At 62.0% G+C, this 16,633-nt stretch carries 15 protein-coding genes; 11 read left to right on the top strand and 4 right to left on the bottom strand.

What is annotated here, in order from left to right; translation table 11 throughout:
- Positions 1-130 precede the first annotated feature (130 nt).
- Together MAF45_RS01230 and MAF45_RS01225 are read left to right on the top strand one after the other, a co-directional pair.
- Entirely contained in the window at positions 131-586 is a 456-nt protein-coding gene (locus tag MAF45_RS01230) for a hypothetical protein (protein WP_237977732.1), read from the top strand.
- A complete protein-coding gene (locus MAF45_RS01225) occupies positions 586-1,647 on the top strand; it encodes a hypothetical protein (RefSeq protein WP_237977731.1) in 1,062 nt (353 codons plus the stop codon). The genes MAF45_RS01230 and MAF45_RS01225 overlap by 1 nt, the downstream gene beginning before the upstream one ends.
- On the opposite strand, the gene MAF45_RS01220 is transcribed toward MAF45_RS01225, so the two are convergent.
- Positions 1,628-2,128 carry a hypothetical protein gene (locus tag MAF45_RS01220; RefSeq protein WP_237977730.1) on the bottom strand — a complete coding sequence of 167 codons (501 nt, stop codon included), beginning with the start codon at positions 2,126-2,128 and terminating at the stop codon, positions 1,628-1,630. The two genes, MAF45_RS01225 and MAF45_RS01220, sit on opposite strands and share 20 nt — an antisense overlap.
- Before the next feature lie 386 nt (positions 2,129-2,514).
- Between MAF45_RS01220 and MAF45_RS01215 the strand changes: the two genes are divergently transcribed.
- The 3 genes from MAF45_RS01215 to MAF45_RS01205 all read left to right on the top strand — a co-directional run bounded on the left by MAF45_RS01215 (position 2,515) and on the right by MAF45_RS01205 (position 3,812).
- A complete protein-coding gene (locus tag MAF45_RS01215) occupies positions 2,515-2,934 on the top strand; it encodes a class I SAM-dependent methyltransferase (protein WP_237977729.1) in 420 nt (139 codons plus the stop codon).
- Positions 2,935-2,940: 6 nt separating this feature from the next.
- Entirely contained in the window at positions 2,941-3,183 is a 243-nt protein-coding gene (locus MAF45_RS01210) for a hypothetical protein (RefSeq protein WP_237977728.1), read from the top strand.
- Between the two features lie 179 nt (positions 3,184-3,362).
- Positions 3,363-3,812 (top strand): Hsp20/alpha crystallin family protein, encoded by a 450-nt coding sequence (locus tag MAF45_RS01205; protein WP_237977727.1) that lies wholly within the window; start codon positions 3,363-3,365, stop codon positions 3,810-3,812.
- Between the two features lie 141 nt (positions 3,813-3,953).
- On the opposite strand, the gene MAF45_RS01200 is transcribed toward MAF45_RS01205, so the two are convergent.
- Positions 3,954-4,634 (bottom strand): dihydrofolate reductase family protein, encoded by a 681-nt coding sequence (locus tag MAF45_RS01200; protein WP_237977726.1) that lies wholly within the window; start codon positions 4,632-4,634, stop codon positions 3,954-3,956.
- A 699-nt stretch (positions 4,635-5,333) separates the two neighbouring features.
- Here MAF45_RS01200 and MAF45_RS01195 point away from each other — a divergent pair.
- Both MAF45_RS01195 and MAF45_RS01190 read left to right on the top strand, forming a co-directional pair.
- The gene (locus MAF45_RS01195) at positions 5,334-5,783 is read left to right on the top strand and encodes an Hsp20/alpha crystallin family protein (RefSeq protein ID WP_237977725.1); all 450 of its coding nucleotides are present in this window, start codon (positions 5,334-5,336) and stop codon (positions 5,781-5,783) included.
- 335 nt (positions 5,784-6,118) lie between these two features.
- Positions 6,119-6,883 carry a sulfite exporter TauE/SafE family protein gene (locus MAF45_RS01190; protein ID WP_237977724.1) on the top strand — a complete coding sequence of 255 codons (765 nt, stop codon included), beginning with the start codon at positions 6,119-6,121 and terminating at the stop codon, positions 6,881-6,883.
- Positions 6,884-7,021: 138 nt separating this feature from the next.
- Here MAF45_RS01190 and nadE read toward each other — a convergent pair whose 3' ends face one another.
- Entirely contained in the window at positions 7,022-7,789 is a 768-nt protein-coding gene (gene nadE / locus MAF45_RS01185) for an NAD(+) synthase (RefSeq protein ID WP_237977723.1), read from the bottom strand.
- A gap of 481 nt (positions 7,790-8,270) precedes the next feature.
- Between nadE and hcp the strand changes: the two genes are divergently transcribed.
- The 4 genes from hcp (at position 8,271) to MAF45_RS01165 (ending at position 15,410) form a co-directional block, all read left to right on the top strand.
- Positions 8,271-9,866, top strand: coding sequence for a hydroxylamine reductase (gene hcp / locus MAF45_RS01180; RefSeq protein ID WP_237977722.1), 1,596 nt, complete (start codon positions 8,271-8,273; stop codon positions 9,864-9,866).
- 417 nt (positions 9,867-10,283) lie between these two features.
- Positions 10,284-11,084, top strand: coding sequence for a MetQ/NlpA family ABC transporter substrate-binding protein (locus MAF45_RS01175; RefSeq protein WP_237977721.1), 801 nt, complete (start codon positions 10,284-10,286; stop codon positions 11,082-11,084).
- Positions 11,085-11,202: 118 nt separating this feature from the next.
- Positions 11,203-12,609, top strand: a complete 1,407-nt coding sequence (locus tag MAF45_RS01170) for an FAD-binding oxidoreductase (RefSeq protein ID WP_237977720.1) — start codon at positions 11,203-11,205, stop codon at positions 12,607-12,609.
- Positions 12,610-13,244: 635 nt separating this feature from the next.
- A complete protein-coding gene (locus MAF45_RS01165; protein WP_237977719.1) occupies positions 13,245-15,410 on the top strand; it encodes a flavocytochrome c in 2,166 nt (721 codons plus the stop codon).
- 136 nt (positions 15,411-15,546) lie between these two features.
- Here the strand turns inward: MAF45_RS01165 and MAF45_RS01160 are convergent, their stop codons facing one another.
- Positions 15,547-16,593, bottom strand: a complete 1,047-nt coding sequence (locus MAF45_RS01160; protein WP_237977718.1) for a LysR family transcriptional regulator — start codon at positions 16,591-16,593, stop codon at positions 15,547-15,549.
- Positions 16,594-16,633 lie beyond the last annotated feature (40 nt).

The raw sequence follows: 16,633 nt of genomic DNA, 5'->3' as shown, positions 1-16,633 counted from the left end.
GAGGCCTACTAAGGCCGGGGGCAGTGAACAGCCCGGAGAAAAGCAGCTTTTCTTTGTGTAGAAAATTATACATATATTATTAAATTTTTAACGGAATTCAGGAATGCGGGAAATTGAATCCATGAGAGAAATGAGGGAAGACAAATTGCCGGCTGTCTCCTCCGGACCGAGGCTTGAAGCCTCGCTCGAGCACACCCTGCACCGCGTGAACATGCAGCTGGTGCTTACAAACTCCGAATTCGAGATGCTCGGAGCAAGGGCTCGCGAAGAAAGCATGAGCAGGCCCGCGCTTGTCGTGCGGGTGCTGCGGGGGTATTTCCTCTCGCGGCCGTACCTCACGCGCGAGGAGACCGCGCTGCTGCGCTCCGTGCAGCTTGAGCTCAGCAAATGCGCGGCGGGCCTCACGCAGACCTCGGCCGCCGCGATCATGGCGCTGGACTGCGGACAGGCCCCGCAGGGGTTCGAGCGCTGCCTGGCCGGGCTGCCCAACACGCTTGCGATGCTCGAAGCATGTGCGGCGGCCGCGCGCCGCGTGACCGAGGCCGCGGAGAGCAGGGCGCGGCTCCTGCCGAGCGGGGAGGCGTGATGAGGGGAATCAGGCGGGAGGTTCGGGAACCCCTGCGGGATCCCGAAAATGAGTTTGATGACGCTGCGCGCCGGCCCCATCCCGCGGGGCTGGGAGAGATTAGGACGCTGACGGCCCGACAGAAGGCCTGGGGCATGGTGCGGGGCTGGCCCGAGGTCTCCGTACTCTGCAACGCCCGCACGAGCGCCTATGCGGTTGCGGTCTGCTCAAGCGCGTCCCAGGTGCTTAATTATGCGAAATACATTTCGCGAAACGGCACGACCGCAGCCTACGATGAGGAAGACTGCGTTTACCGGACGAGCGACGCCGTTGAAAAGGTGATTGTCGCCTGGCGTTCCTGCGACGGGAAGGCTCGGCCCGCAGAGCGGGCCCTGGGCCAGATGATTCTTGGCATTGCGGGCGAGGTGCCCCGCGAGCGCTTTGAGGAGGCGGTGCGCGAGTGGGCCCGCGAGCACATCCGGGAGCGGCCCTGGGTCGTGTGCTTCCACTACGAGCATGAGAAGAGCCCCCACGCTCATCTTCTCTATCGCAGCCGAAACTGGAAAGACGGGCGGACCTTCCGCCTGCAGCGGCGCGAGCTGAGGCTGTTGAGGGAAGATTTTGCCTCGAGGCTTCTGGAGCGGGGAATAGTCGCGAACGCGACCCGGCCATTTACGCGCGGAAGAAGGTGGCAGCCGCTGCTGCGGCGGGCCTATGCCGCGAACAAGTCCGGGGGCTTTTACCTCTCGCCCTCGGGCCGAAGGGAAGTGCTGCGCCAGGTGGGCGAGGCTCTTGAGGGCAGGCCCGAGCCCGATCCCGTGGCCGATATGACGCGGCGCAACCGGGTGAAGGTGCTGGGTTATGCCGCGGGGTTCATCAGGGAGCTTAGGGAAAGCGGCAGCCCCGGGGATCTGGAGCTTGCGAGGCGGCTCGCCGAATACTACAGGGCGCTGCCTCCCGTGCGCTCGATTGTGGAGGCGACCGCGGAGCGCCTCGCCAGGCAGCAGGTGCGTCCGGCGCTTCAGGAGGAAGCGCCGGAGGAAAACAAGCGCGAACGGGCCCTCACCGGCCCTCAGCGCTAGAGGCGGATTCGGCGCGGATCTCAAGCGCGGCGCGGGAGGGATCCGGCCGGCAGCCCTGCGGGATCTCGCGCGTCACCGCTTCCACCCGGCTGCCGCGCCCGGGCTGCAGCAGAAAGCTGAATCGAAGGGCGGGGGCGCCCGAAAGAGCCGGATCCCCGCAGGGAATGGAGACGAGGGCGGGAAGCGCCTTGTCCGTGCCGCTGCCGCCCGTGCCCGTGAGGCGGTATTCGGAGTCGGACGCCTTCCGCAGCTTCAAGGCCGTGATTTCGGCCTTTCCGGACCGAAGCTCAGGCAGGGCCTCGTCCTTCGGGCCCGAAAAGAGATCGTCCAGGCTGATGCCTACGCCGACGCCGCCCCAGCCGCCGTGGCTGCCGCCCCAGCCGCCGTAGCCCCCTCCGAGCGAAACGCTGGAGCAGCCTGCCGCAAGCAGCGCGAGGGCGGCCGCAAGTGTGTTTACAAAGTGCCGCTTCATCGCTTGCACCTCCGTTTTTCCTTCCATTTTAAAGGAAGGACCTGCCGGGTCAGAAAAAAGAAAAATACCTATAAAGATATATAAATAGGATAAAAAAAGCCCGCGGTGAAAGCCGCGGGTTGCGAAAGAAATACTTAAAAGAGCGTGTCAAAGCCACGGCGATGGCCCTGACACTCAAATTAAAACATAAGGATGCCCGGTTGTCCAGTCCCGCCATCCCCCTTTTTGGCGATTTTCTGCCGCGATCGGGAACCCGGGGCAGGAAGACGAATTATTATCACTTTAGAGGTATTAGTCGGGCGATGCGGACGGTAAACGGTGAAGTGAGGTACCTCTCTTAGATCCCGAAGGCCTGATTCTTTGGGGAAGCCCTGTTCCAAAACACCGGCGCGTGAGTGAAGGAGTACGGCGGAAGACTGAGCGGTCTCTACGAGGAGGTGATCCTGCCGCTTGTTCCTTCCGGGGCGAAGTTCGCGCTCGACCTGGGCACGGGCGCGGGATTTTTCGCGCTGCTTCTTGCGCAGAAAGGCCTGCGGGTGACCGGGGTCGACTATTCCGAGGCCATGCTCGAGCAGGCGCGCTGCAATGCCCGGGCGCGTGGCCTTTCCATTGAGTTCCGGCAGATGGACGCGCAGGCGCTTGATTTTCCTGACGAGAGCTTTGATTTCGTCTTATCGCGCAACGTGACATGGACCTTGCCGCGGCCTGAACTCGCCTATGAAGGCGTTGCGCGCGTCCTGAAGCGCGGCGGCGTCTTCGTCAACATCGACGCAAACTACGGCAGGACATTCCGGGTGGCGGATCAGGCCGGATAGCCGCCCGTGCATCCGGGACAGACCGCCGCACAGCTTCGCGAGCGAAACGACATCGCCGAGCGTCTCCCCGTAACGGATCGGGATCGTCCTGACTGGGACGTCAGCGTTCTTAAAAAGGCGGGACTCAGGCTTCGCGCCCTGGACCGGGATCTGTCGCTCAGACTGAGCGATCCTGACCAGATGGTGATCGTCACCGGGGCGAAGGGGCATGTGTCCCGGCTTTTTCTCATCGCGATGGAAAAAATCTGACCGGGACTTGAAATCTCCGAAAGGGCCCCCATATTGAAAAGTGTGAGGGGCGAAAGCCCGGGGGGTTCGAAAAGAGCCCCGCGAGCGATGGACTTTCTCCCCAGATAGGCCGGGGATTCCGCCCGGCCGCCAGATTTCCTGACCGCTCGGACGACGGTCCATAATGAGGAGTAGCTATTATGGCTTCAGTTCCGACTATCTTTGAAGATTCTCCGTTCGGCGCTTTTGACCCCTTTGATGTTTTCTCCGGCGTTCGGTTCCCGGATCCTGCCGAGAGCGTTTTTGGCAAGCATGCTGACCGCGTGATGAAAACGGATGTTCGCGAGACCGACAAGGGCTATACCCTCATGATGGATCTGCCCGGATTCAAGAAAGACGAAATTTCCGCTGAGCTCAAGGACGGCTATCTCACGATCTCGGCTCAGAAAGACAAGAGCCGCGAGGAAAAGATGGAAGGGCGGCTTATCCGCTCGGAGCGCAGCACCGGCGCCTGTAGCCGCACGTTCTACGTGGGCGAGGGCGTGAAGCAGGAGGACTGCAGCGCTTCCTTTGAAGACGGCATCCTGACGATCAATGTCCCGAAGGCTTCTGCTCTGCAGCCTCAGACCCAGAAGATCGCGATTCAGTAAGTTCAAAGGTTCGGCTGAGGCTCCCCCGGGGAGCCGGGTTCGCCCGGGTTTTCGAGGAAAGCCGAAAGGAAAAAGCGCCGCGAGCAATCGCGGCGCTTTTCTCATGTCCGGAAGGGAAGGCCTGAGCGCCTTCTCTCGTTTTCATTTCTCCACTTCGAAGCGAAGACAGACCGCGCCGTCTCCATACTGCTTGAGAGACTTGAGCGTGAGCCCGAAGGGCTCCCGGTCCCCGGCAATGCCGTCGAACACGGAGGCCATCCCTTTTCTCCCGTCGATCGCGGGGCCGATGAGAAGGCTCACTTCATCGAGAAGACCTGCGTCGAGGAACGCTCCGTTGATCGTGCCGCCGCCTACGACGGCCAGCCGCCTGACCGCGAATTCTCGGGCGAGGATATCCATCGCGTGGACGAGATCGACTTTGCTTTTCCCGCAGGCGATCCAGGAAATCCGTCGCGAGTCCAGGTAATCGAGGTACTCTTTCCCGACTTTTTCGCTCGTAAGAACTAGAAGCGGCTTTGCCGCACTCACCTGATCCGGCCAGAGAAGCGTCCCCTCGCTGTCCGCAACGATCTCGTAGCCTCTGGCGCTGCGGTTCCTTGAAAAGCCCGAGTGGCCGTAGGACTCGCCCGACTTTGATTCGAACTTTCCCGGCAGCGCCATTTCAAGCTCTGCGGTGGTCCGGCCGCTTACGGTGCTGTCGGCCTCAAGCGACCGGAGAGTCCCGTAATATTCATCGACGCCTCTGATCTTCGAGGTCATCGCGCAGTCAATGCGGCCGTCTGCGGACATCATCATGTGGCAGACGATATAGGGCTTAGCCATCCTGAGAAACTCCTTTTGTCGATTTGATTTTTTGGAAAGCATCGCCCGAGTCCGGGGTGCCGTTGAAAACGCCCCTCCCCTCGGTGCTGCCCGAACGCTTTGCCGTTCTGCCAGTAAAGGATAACAAGGCTCACTTTCGGCGGCCAGCGGGAAGAGCCGCCCGGCACCTGTTTACTTCGCTTGGGCGTCTGGGAGCGCTCTTCGCCCGGGTGTTCCCGTCAGCCGCTCATCCTGTGCCAGGACTCGGAGCGCTGTGGTTTTCATGAAGCGCTGCACTGGCAAGGGGGCTTACGGCGGCACTGCCAAGCCGCCGTAAGCCCGCATTCTGCAGCGCCGCGCCCTGACCAGGACGAAGGATCCGATGGACATCAGGAAGATTTTCAGCGGGCGCGGGTCCGGGCGGGATTCTGCAGCCGGAAGAAGCGTCCGCACGAGATCAGCGGATGGGAGCGTTCCACGCCGAATCAGGCCGGACTTTCCGCTGCGGCTTTGGGCAGAGCTTAGGAGGAAAAAAAATTTAGGCGGGCTCTTGAAAATTGAAAGTCAGCCCCCATATAGAAGTTAGCAAAGGGGAAAGCCCCCGGGGGAATCCGAAAGGACGAAGACCAGGCGCTTCCCCTTTCGGGAAGCCGGTTGCAGCAAGGGCTTCCCGGAAAAGAACAGACCGCTCGGACGACGGCCCTAATGGAGGTAAGAATTATGGCTAATGTTCCGACTATCTTTGATGAAACTCCGTTCAGCGTTTTCGATCCGTTTGATGTTTTCTCCGGCGTCCGCTTCCCGGATCCGGCTGCCAGTGTTTTCGGTAAAAATGCCGACCGTCTGATGAAGACCGATGTGCGCGAGACCGACAAGGGCTACACGCTGCTGATGGATCTGCCTGGCTTTAAGAAGGATGAGATCAGCGCGGAGCTGAAGGACGGCTACCTCACGGTTTCGGCCCGGAAGGACGAGAAGCATGAGGACAAGAAGGAGGGGCGGCTCATCCGCTCGGAGCGCAGCACCGGCTCCTGCAGCAGGACGTTCTATGTGGGCGAGGGCGTGAAGCAGGGCGACTGCAGCGCGTCCTTCGCGGACGGCATCCTCACGATCAACGTTCCGAAAGCCGAGGCTCAGAAGCCTGAACGCAAGATGATTTCAATCCAGTGAGCACTGGAAAATCCGCTGATGCGGGCACCCCTTGCGGGCCGCGGTAATAGCGGATGCGGGACCGCCCGGCGGGCGGTCCCGGTTTTTTTGCTCTCAGGGCACAGGCCTCAATCGGCCGGCGCCCTTTTTGGTCCCCGGACTTCCGGGAGCCCGGGCAGGGGCCGTGGTTTTCTTTAACTACAATACGGGTCAGGCCCCGGGGAAGGGACCTGGCCCCGCGGCGGCTGACGCCTTAGGCGCCGCCGCTTTCGGGACAGGCCTGCCGCCTGCAGGCCGCGGGACCGCGCCCTTTCGGGGAGCTTGCGGTCCGAACCCGATTTTTTTAAGAAAAGCCCATGCTGCCTGACTTCACCACGCTTCTCATCGTCTGCCCGCTCGTTTTCTTAGGGGGGCTTGTAGACGCCATCGCGGGAGGCGGCGGCCTCATCACGCTGCCCGGTTATCTTCTGGCCGGCGTCCCGCCGCACCTCGCGATCGGGACCAACAAACTCTCAAGCGGCATGGGTATGTGCATTTCGACCGTGAGGCTCTACCGGGGCGGGTTCATCGACCTGCGGCTCGCCCTCGTGCCGATCGCGGCGGCCTTTGCCGGGAGTCTCGCGGGAGCCCGCATCGCGCTCATGGTCCCCGCGCAGGTCTTTCAGATTCTCCTGGTGCTCTGCCTGCCGGTGGCGGCCGTTCTCGTGATGCGGCGCCGCACGCTCTCGCCCGACTCCCGGCCGATGGACGAGGGCAGAAGGCGCCGGATGCTCGCCCTCGTCGGTTTCGCCTGCGGAGCCTACGACGGCTTCTACGGCCCGGGGGCCGGCACCTTCATGCTGCTTGGGTTCGCCGCGGCCGCAGGACTCGGGGTGAGGGACGCCGCGGGCCAGATGAAGATCGTCAACTTCTCGAGCGGCATCGCCGCTCTGGCCACGTTCGCCCTTGCGGGCGAGGTCGACTGGATCCTCGGCCTCATCGCGGGCGCCTTCGGCATTGCGGGCCACTACATCGGCGCGGGGCTCGTCATGAAAAACGGCAGCCGCGTCGTGCGCCCGATCATTCTCGCGGTGCTCGCCGTGCTGTTCCTCAAGACGGCCTGGGATTCCCTGCCGCGCTGACTTCTTCCGTGCGGCGCGCTTTTCGCTTCGGCTGCGCAGTTCAGGAACGGCGCATTTCCTCCTGAAGCACTGATTGCGGGCGGCCTAAAAAAGGCTCTCCCGAACCGGGGGAGCTCCTTTTGGCGTCTTTGGGCCCTTTTAGTCTTTTCTCGGGAAATGCGGCATGGGCTGCAGCTTGTGGAGGTTCGCCGCATGCATCCGGTCGATCTTCGCCTTCAGAGCCGGGTCCTCGCATTCGCCGGTCTCGATCAGCCGGTCGAGCTGCTCATAGGTGAAGCCGAGTTTTGCCTCGTCGCTCAGGCCGCTTAAGCCGTCCGAGGGGGTCTTGCGGACGATCGAGTCGGGCAGCCCCAGGGCGCTTCCAAGCTGCCGCACCTCGGTGACCGTGAAGACGGCAAGCGGGCTCAGGTCCCCGGCCGAGTCGCCGAACTTCGTGGAGTAGCCGACCCAGTCCTCGGACTTGTTGCAGGTGTTGATGACAAGCGCTCCGCCCGGCAGAGACTGTGCGACCGCATAGAGCGTGGCCATGCGAAGCCTTGCAGGAAAGTTGATCTCCGAGTCGCGGGAAAGCGACTCCCGGCCGGCGAGAGCCGCAAAGCCGCTGTTTGCGGCGATCTCGTCCCGGAAGGCCTGGTGCATCCCGGCGATGTTGATCGTGACCGAGGAAATGCCGAGCAGACGCACCACCGCCTCGCTGTCGGCGATGTCCTTTTGCGCGCCGTCGGGCATCAGCACGCCCGCCACCCGGTCTTTCCCGAGGGCTCGCGCGCAAAGCGCCGCAGTCACGGCAGAGTCCTTGCCGCCGGAAATGCCGACGACGGCCCGGCCCTTCGGGCAGTTTTGGTCGAAATAGTCCCGGATCCAGTTCGAGACGGCCCGGGCGGTCTCAGTGGGATTAGTGAGCACGGCCTTAGTCCTTGAGTTTTGCGTTTCTTTTGCGTTTCGTGAGGGACGCTTCTCTGCGCCCCGCGCTTAAGGCCCATCATAAGCTTTTCGGGCACCGTGAAGAGCCGCTGACCGGAGGCTTTGCCTCCTCACCGGCGGGCGGTCTGCCGGACCGACCGGTCCCGCGGCAGGGATTCATTTGGCGCAGGTCACATCGTGCTTGCCGCCGCATTCGAAACAGCCCTGTCCGCCGGGGCGGGCAGCTGATTTTGCATTTCAGCGGTCTCCTTCTTGTCTGCCCGTGGGCGGCGCGAGGGGGGACCGTGCCTTCGCGCCGGGTTGAAGACGGCTTGTTGTCCATTGAATTATTTGAATAAGGCCAGAGACTGTCCCGTTTCTGTCCGCTTGTTAAGGAAAAGCGCCGGAGTTTCTGATAATATGTATTTAAAATACATCTTATACAGGCGGGAGCACCCGCCGCTTTTTTTGGAGACAGGAATACATGTTTTGCAATCAGTGTGAGCAGACGATGAACGGCACCGGCTGCACGATGGGCGGGGTCTGCGGGAAGACGGAAGCCGTCGCCCACATGCAGGACACTCTGGTGGTGGGCGCGAGAAAGCTCGCCGAGGCGATCCTCTGCGCGGACAAGGCGGGCGTCGTCGACGTCTCTGCGGACGACCTCCTTTTCTCGGCTCTCTTTTCGACCCTCACGAACGTGGACTTTGACTCCGCGGCCCTGAAGGCGATGCTGGTGCGGGTGCTTGAGACCGCCGAGAACCTGCGCGCGAAGGCGGGCTGCGAAAAGTCCGGCCGCACGGCCGCGTCACTTGCCGACGAGCTGCTGCTCACCGCCCCGTCTCCCGATGCGTTTGCGGAAAACGAAGACGTCCGCTCGGCGCTGCAGACGATCCTCTTCGGGCTGAAGGGCGTCGCCGCCTACGCCTACCATGCGCAGGAGCTCGGCTGCCGCGACCACGCGATGGTCGTCTCCGCCGCGAAGTGCCTTGCCGCCTCCGCGACTGACGGCGTTTCGCGCTCGCTCGAGGACTGGCTCGCTCTCGCCCTCGAAGTGGGCCGCATTAACGTCCGCGCGATGCAGCTCCTGGACGAAGGCAACACGAAGACCTACGGCGACCCCACGCCCACGCCGGTTTCCCTCGGGCACAGGAAGGGCCATGCGATCCTCGTTTCCGGCCACGACCTCAAGGATCTCTACGAGATCCTCAAAGCCGTTGAAGGCACCGACATCTACGTCTACACCCACGGCGAGATGATCCCGACGCACGCGTACCCGAAGCTGCGCGCGTTCAAGAACTTCGCCGGCCACTTCGGCACCGCCTGGCAGAACCAGATCGCCGAACTTCCGGCCTTCCCCGGGCCGGTCGTCTTCACGACGAACTGCATCCAGTACCCGGGCCTCTACCAGGGCAAGGTCTTCACTTCGGGCGTCGTCCAGTGGCCGGGCTGCGTCCACATTTCCAACGGCGACTGGTCTCCTGTCATCCGGAAGGCGCTCGAAATGCCGGGCTATGCCGAGGACGAGGAAGGCCAGAGCGTGACGGTGGGCTTCGGCCGCAAGACTCTTCTTGATGCCGTCCCCGCGATCATCGACGCGGTGAAGGCGGGCGCCGTGAAGCACGTCTTCCTCGTGGGCGGCTGCGACGGCATCAAAAAGGAGCGCCAGTACTACGCCGACTTCGTCGAGCAGACCCCGAAGGACACGCTGATCCTGACTCTGGGCTGCGGAAAGTACAAGTTCTTCAAGAAGCAGCTCGGCAATATTGGTCCCTTTCCCCGTCTTCTTGACCTCGGCCAGTGCAACGACGCCTACGCCGCTGTGGTCCTTGCGCTGAAGCTTGCCGAGACCTTGAAGTGCACGGTGAACGACCTGCCGCTTTCCCTCGTTCTCTCCTGGTACGAGCAGAAGGCCGCGGCCATTCTCCTCTCGCTCCTCTACCTCGGTGTGAAGAACGTCCGCATCGGACCGTCGCTTCCTGCCTTCATCAGCCCGACGATCCTGAAGGTCCTCTCCGATCGCTACGGCCTGAAGCTTGTCACCACGCCCGAGGCCGACCTGAAGGCGATTCTCGGCTGACCCGGAGAGCCTCCCCGCCGGTCCTTCCCTGGCATCTCCCCCTTAAAGGAGGTCTCCGGGAGGACCAAAGGGCGGGGAGGAGGCTCTCTTTGCTTCTCCGATCCAGGCGGCAGCGCCGGTTTTTCCTGTGCCGCCGCCTTTTCTTTTTCCCCTTTTTTCCCGTCCCTCCCGCCCGATCCTTCAGGATCCGCTTCGGCCCGCAGCCCTCCGGGCGCGCGTTCACCCGCATTTCCCCGGAAAAAGCCGGGGAAAACGCCGGCCCTGAAAGTAATACCTCAACGAACCTTCATTTGCGGCGTCATTTTTTTCCTTCCGCCAGATATGCTTTTCCTACGCTTTTTACAAAAAAATCCGGCTGCGAGGGTGATTCCTCCGGGTGCTGGGAACTCTCTCACTGAAAGACAAAAGGAAAAACAAATGAACCGCCGCACCTTCATCGCTTCCGCCGCTGCAGCCGCCCTTTTCGCCCCGGCCTCCCTTCCGGCTTTTGCCGCTCCCGCCCAGAAGCTTCGGGTCGCCTGCACCCCGGTGCCTTCCGGCGAGCTTCTGAAATTCGTGAAGCCCATTCTCGCGAAGCAGGGCATCGACCTTCAAATCGTGGAGTTCACGGACTTTGTCGCCCCGAACGCGGCGCTTGATGCGAGGGAAGTGGACGCGAACTTCTACCAGCACGTCCCGTTTCTCGACAACGCCGTGCGGCAGCGCCGCCTGAAGATCGAGAAGGTCGCTCCGGTGCACATCCTCCCGATTGCCGTTTATTCCAAAAACCTGAAGGACGTGAAGAAGGTGCCGCAGGGCGGCCGCGTCTCGATCCCGAACGACCCGACGAACGGCGGCCGCGCGCTCCTGCTCCTGCAGTCCGCGGGCCTGATCAAGCTGCGTCCGGGGGTGGGCTACGAGGCGACCCCGCTCGACGTGGTCTCAAATCCGAAGAAGCTGAAGTTCGTGGAGCTTGACGCGGCCCAGGTTCCGCGCTCCATCAGGGACGTGGATCTCGCCGTCGTCAATTCAAACTACGCGCTCGGCGTGGGGCTCAATCCTCTGAAGGACGCGATTTTCATTGAAAACAAGGAGAGCCCCTATGCGGTCGTGGTCGCCTCCCGCCAGGGCGGCGAGAAGAATCCGAAGATCCAGAAGCTCGTGCAGGCACTCACTTCGAAGGAAACAAAGAATTTCATCCTGAAGAAGTACAAGGGAGCCGTCGTCCCGGCGTTCTGAGATCTTCCGGCAGGGAAGGGGGGCTTCTCCCGCCGCAGCCGGGCAGGCCGCGGCGGTTCCGGCTTAAGGCAGCCGGGGCGGCCTGCAGTGCAGTCTTTAAGTGTCGAGCGGAAAAGAAATGGACAGCGAAATCATCAGCCGGCTGAAGGAAGCGGTCGGAAGCGACTATGTGATCACGGACGAGGAAAAGGCGCGGCCCTTCCTCATTGACTGGACGAAGCGCTTCAGGGGCAGGGCGGTCGTTGTCCGCCCGGGCAGCACCGAGGAAGTCTCGCGGGTCATGGCAGTCGCCTACGACACCCGCACGCCGGTCGTTCCGCAGTCGGGCGGCACGACCCTGGTCGGGGGATCCATTCCGGATGATTCGGGCCGGGCCATCCTTCTTTCTCTTGGCCGGATGAACAGGATCGAGGAAATCGACACCGGCAACGACACCGTTACGGTGGAGGCCGGGCTTATCCTGGAGCAGCTTCACCGGGCGGTGGAGGAGAAGGGGAGGTTTTTCCCGCTTTCCTTCGGTACTCAGGGATCGGCCCAGATCGGCGGGGCCCTCGCGACGAACGCAGGCGGCACGGCGGTGCTTCGCTACGGCAACATGCGCGACCTCTGCCTGGGGCTTGAGGTGGTGCTGCCCGACGGGCGCGTGATGACGGCGCTGCGCGGCCTGAGGAAGGACAACACCGGCTACGACCTGAAGCAGCTTTTCATCGGGTCGGAAGGAACCCTTGGGGTCATTACGCGCGCCGTGCTGAAGCTCTTTCCGATTCCGCGCGGCCGCCAGACGGCTTTGGTCGGGATCCCGGACCTCGAGTCCTCGGTGAAGCTGCTGGACCGCGTGAAGGCCGCGGCCGGCTCGGAGCTCACGGGGTTTGAGCTGATCCAGAGAAAGTGCATCGAGCGGGTGGCCGAGCAGCTCCCCGGCGTCGAGCTTCCGGGGCCGGTGGACGACTGCCCCTGGTGGATTCTCGCGGAGCTTTCGAGCCAGGCGCAGGAAGGTGCTTCGCTGGAGGCGATTCTAGCGGAAGCCTTCGAGGCGGGCGAAGTTGCGAACGCCTACCTCGCGCAGTCGCTGTCCGACTCCGAAGCCTTCTGGCGGATCCGCGAATCGATCCCGGAGGCCGACGCGATCGTCGGAAACAACCTCCACAACGACGTGTCGCTCAAGATTTCCCTTATCCCGGAATTCCTCGAGGTGACTGTGAAGCGGCTCTACGACGCCTATCCGTGGCTGGACCCTTCTCTTTACGGGCACCTCGGGGACGGGAACATCCACTTCAACATCGGCTCCATTCCCTCGAACCTCGCGTTTGAAAACGAAGAGGGGATCCGCAGGATCACCTACGAGGAAGTGGTGAAGAGAAACGGCTCGATTTCCGCCGAGCACGGCATCGGACAGCTGAAGCGCGGGCACTTTCTCGCGCTCAAGGATCCGCTGGAGCTCGAGATCATGGAACGCATCAGCCAGGCGATCGACCCGAGGGGAATCATGAACCCGGGCAAGCTCCTCGCGGACCGGAAGGACTAGAAACGGAGGCTGCAGGCCGCTTTCGGCCTGAAAGCCCGGTTCTGCGCCGCTTTTTTTACAAGACTTTTCCCGGTTCGCTCTGCAAGGCCGACTCGCTCAGGCTTATGACCGGCAAGGCCGCCGCCGGCCGTGTGTGCCGCGGCATCGGCTTGGTCTGCGGCCAAAGCCGTTTCAGCTGAGGGAGCATTGAGCATCCGGATCAGCCAGGCTTCAGTTTTCTGCCGAGGGGCAAGGCAGAAAAGCCGCCGGTCAGCGCAGCGGCGAAGCTCTGCCGCATGAAATTTAACCGACAGATCCCGCCGTGTGTCCGGGGCCGGTATTTTCGTCACTACGGATAGACATCCGTTGTTTTCAGGCAACAAAAAAAATCCGCTGCGTTCATTTGGAAGAGATTGGACGGCGGCCGCTCGGATCTATCCGGCGGGGTTGATTTCACGCGGTTCAGCAGGGCGTCTTTCCAAAAATACAGCAATAGGTTAGGTTCTACTTCCGGAAAGCCGGCGGCCGCGGGAAAGGATCTGCCGGCCCGCAGGCTGAGCTTAAAAAGATAGTAAATACCCGCTTCTACGCGAAGATGGCGTCATTTAAACTACAGATAGGGCGTTTTGACGTTTATCCTCATAGGAGGGAAAACTATGCAGCTCAAACTCAAGTCCATTCTGCCGGTTGTGCTTGCGGCAGTTTTTGCGACAGGCTCTGCGACTGCCGCCACCTATACCGAGCAGGTGGTCGGTCACAACGGTCCCATGACCGTCAAGGTCACGGTCGACAAGGGCCGCGTCACTGCGGTTCAGGTCACCGAGAACAAGGAGACCCAGGGCATTGGAAGCCGTGCAATCGCGAAGGTCCCCGGTGAGATCGTGAAGGCGGGCTCCCCCAAAGTGCAGGCGGTGAGCGGCGCCACGGTGACTTCGAAGGCGATCATGACCGCGGTCGAAGGAGCGCTTGCCAAGGACAAGAACGGCGGCCGCGCCCAGAAGGTCACTTTCAAGCCCGGAACCTATACGGCCAGGGCCTACGGCTCGAACGGCTGGGTGAATGTCGAAGTAACGGTCGACGAGCATCGGATCAAATCCATTAAGACTCCGGACTTCCGCGAGACCCGCCTGATGGGCGGCATGGCGGTGGAAAAGCTCACCGACCAGATCCTGCGCTACCAGACGCTCAACGTCGACAGCATCTCGGGCGCCACGGTCACCTCCGCGGCCTTTAAGAAGGCGGTGGGTGAAGCGCTGAGCCAGGCGGGCGGCAGCCTCGCCCTGCTGCAGACTCCGGTTCCGCCGATGAAGAAGAAGTTCAAGGGCACGAAGACCGAGGCCTATGACCTCGTGATCGTGGGTTCGGGCGGCGCAGGCCTGTCCGCGGCCGTGACTGCGACGGAAAAGGGCGGCCGGCACGTGATTGTGATCGAGAAGATGCCGGTGATCGGCGGCAACACGCTGCGCTGCGCCTCGGCCTTCAACGCGGCCGACCCTGAGCGCCAGTCGCGTCTTCCGATGACCGACACCCTCAAGGACGCAGTTGTCAAGGCGATCAATGAGAAGCCCGCCAATCCGGAGCACGCGAAGCTGCAGGCCGACGTGAAGGCGAAGTACGAGGCCTATCTCAAGTCCGGCTCCAAGAGCCTCTTCGACTGCCCCGAGTGGCACGCCCTGCAGACCTACAACGGCGGCGACAAAGTGGGCAAGATTCCGCTGATTCGCACTTACGCGTCCAATGTGAAGGGTACGCTCGACTGGCTGCAGGGGCTGGGCGCTCCGGTTCTCGACCGCGTCTCCCAGGGCGCGGGCGCGCTCTGGCAGCGCACCCACCAGTTTGACGCCCCGGCGGGCAACGCGTTGATCGAGCCGCTTCTTAAGGCGGCGAACAAGCAGGGCGTGAAGATCGTCACCGGCATGCGCGCGCAGAGCCTCATCGTGAAGAATGGCAAGGTGGTGGGCGTGCGGGCGACCGACACGCTGGGCGACAAGTATGTCTTCAACGGCAGGCACGGCGTGATCCTCGCCACCGGCGGTTACTCCCAGAACAAGCAAATGCGGCAGAAGTCCGCTCCGAATCTCACGCCTGACATGGTCTCCACGAACCAGCCCGGCGCGACCGGCGACGGCATCATCATGGCCACGAAGATCGGCGCGGGCACCACCGGCATGAACTACGTCCAGGTCTACCCGCTCGCCACTCCTGGCTCGGGCACCCTGCAGGGCCGCGCCCGCAAGATGTCGGGTCTGGACGATGTGATTGACGTGAACAAGAACGGCGAACGCTTCGTGAAGGAAGACGCCCGCCGCGACGAGTTCGTCGCCGCGATCAAGAAGCAGCCCGGCGCCATGTGTTACGACATCAACGACAGCCAGATCGTGAAAAAGACGAACAGCTTCAACGAGGATGTGGATACGCTCGTGAGCCTGGGCCGCATCTACAAGGCCGACACGCTTGCGGACCTCGCCAAGCAGATCGGCGTCCCGCCGAAGAACCTCGAGGCGACTGTGGCTGAGTACAACAAGCAGGTCGAGGCGAAGAACGATCCGAAGTTCGGCCGCAAGCTCTTCGACAAGAAGATCGAGAAGGGTCCGTTCTACGCGACGCCGCGCGCTCCGTCCATCCACCACACCATGGGCGGACTCACGATCAACAGCCGCGCGCAGGTGCTCGACACGAAGGGGCACGTGATCCCGGGCCTTTATGCTGCAGGCGAAGTGACGGGCGGTATCCACGGCTCCAACCGTCTGGGCGGCAACGCTACGGCTGATGTGACCACTTTCGGGCGCATCGCCGCGAAGACAGCTCTCGGGCTGAAATAAAAAGTGAATCTGCGATGGCTTCCTCTTTTTGCAGGGAGCCCGTCCCAGGAAAGCAGGCGGGAAAATGAATGAATTTCCCTGCCTGCTACGCTTTGGGACTTGCTTTACCGCACGACGCAGCCTATGAAAGAAGTTATCAAAAGTGATCTTTTTTCAGCTGGGTTGTCGGCGTTGTGTGCCCGCTTTCAGGGGAGTACGGCGTTCTCGGAGAGTCCGTGCGCCCCTGGCTGCCGGGTTTCAGTCTGCAGCGGTTGAGGACAGGCTCGATCTCTTTCCAACAGCGCTCGTATTCCTTCCGGGATTCCTCCGCAAACCACTGGGCAAAAATCCGGATCCGGGGAGCCTGCCAGCCAATCCGGCTCGTTACGACGTAAAGCTCTTCGTCGGGCCGGTGCCAGCCTGAGAGGACCGGAACGAGATTCCCTGCGGCAAGCTCTGCGGCACAGTGCAGGACAGGAAGGTCGACGGCCATTCCCTTGCCCTGCAGGACTGCCTGCTTGATGGCCAAGACGCTGTCGATGCGCAGGTATTCCTTGAGCTCCAGTTCGCATTTTTCCCTTCCGCGCACTAGAACCCGGGTAGGAGCCCTTTCTGCTCCGCCATAGGCGAAGACGCGGATTCGGCGGAGGTCATCGGGGGAGGAAAGCTGTCTGTTTTTTTCGAGAAAAGCGGGGCTGGCAACGGGCACATAGTGATTGATGCCTCGCGGCAGAAAGACCACATTCTCGTCCTCGGGCCTGCCTGTTACCGTAACGATGTCGCAGACGCCGCTGCGAAGGGCTGGAATTTTCCGTCCGGATGAAACTTCAAAAACAATATCCGGGTACAAGGCCTTGAAGCGGTCAAGGTAGTTCAGTAGAAAGCTGGCGGCGAAGCCGCCGGCGACAGAAAGACGGATATGGCCGCTTACGCAGGCGTTAAGTTTTGAGATCTGCGCGATTTGGCGGTCAAACATTTCAATGGCAGGCTTCATCAGCTTGACAGTGGCTTTCCCGCGCTCTGTCAGGCGCAGATTTCGACTTTCGGCGCGAAACAGGGGATAGCCTAGGGAGGCTTCGAGCTCTCTGAGAGCTCGGCTCACGCTGGATGCATTGACGTCGAAATGGGACGCCACATCGCAGATGCGTCCGAAAGAGCTAAAGGCTGTCAGGTAGCGCCAGGCGGTAATACTCTGAAGTTTCATGTTCTCGAACCTTGCACTCGCTCAGCCCTCGGGCGACAGG

It is taken from the genome of Mesosutterella porci (assembly GCF_022134585.1).
Classification (GTDB): Bacteria; Pseudomonadota; Gammaproteobacteria; order Burkholderiales; family Burkholderiaceae_F; genus Mesosutterella; species Mesosutterella porci.
This window is presented reverse-complemented; position numbering and strand designations above follow the sequence as displayed.

Bases quoted from the DNA above. Each gene is read 5' to 3' on its own strand.
- MAF45_RS01230 (WP_237977732.1), top strand. From the start codon at position 131: ATGAGGGAAGACAAATTGCCGGCTGTCTCCTCCGGACCGAGGCTTGAA.
- MAF45_RS01225 (WP_237977731.1), top strand. From the start codon at position 586: ATGAGGGGAATCAGGCGGGAGGTTCGGGAACCCCTGCGGGATCCCGAA.
- MAF45_RS01205 (WP_237977727.1), top strand. From the start codon at position 3,363: ATGGCTTCAGTTCCGACTATCTTTGAAGATTCTCCGTTCGGCGCTTTT.
- MAF45_RS01200 (WP_237977726.1), bottom strand. From the start codon at position 4,634: ATGGCTAAGCCCTATATCGTCTGCCACATGATGATGTCCGCAGACGGC.
- MAF45_RS01195 (WP_237977725.1), top strand. From the start codon at position 5,334: ATGGCTAATGTTCCGACTATCTTTGATGAAACTCCGTTCAGCGTTTTC.
- MAF45_RS01190 (WP_237977724.1), top strand. From the start codon at position 6,119: ATGCTGCCTGACTTCACCACGCTTCTCATCGTCTGCCCGCTCGTTTTC.
- hcp (WP_237977722.1), top strand. From the start codon at position 8,271: ATGTTTTGCAATCAGTGTGAGCAGACGATGAACGGCACCGGCTGCACG.
- MAF45_RS01175 (WP_237977721.1), top strand. From the start codon at position 10,284: ATGAACCGCCGCACCTTCATCGCTTCCGCCGCTGCAGCCGCCCTTTTC.
- MAF45_RS01170 (WP_237977720.1), top strand. From the start codon at position 11,203: ATGGACAGCGAAATCATCAGCCGGCTGAAGGAAGCGGTCGGAAGCGAC.
- MAF45_RS01165 (WP_237977719.1), top strand. From the start codon at position 13,245: ATGCAGCTCAAACTCAAGTCCATTCTGCCGGTTGTGCTTGCGGCAGTT.
- MAF45_RS01160 (WP_237977718.1), bottom strand. From the start codon at position 16,593: ATGAAACTTCAGAGTATTACCGCCTGGCGCTACCTGACAGCCTTTAGC.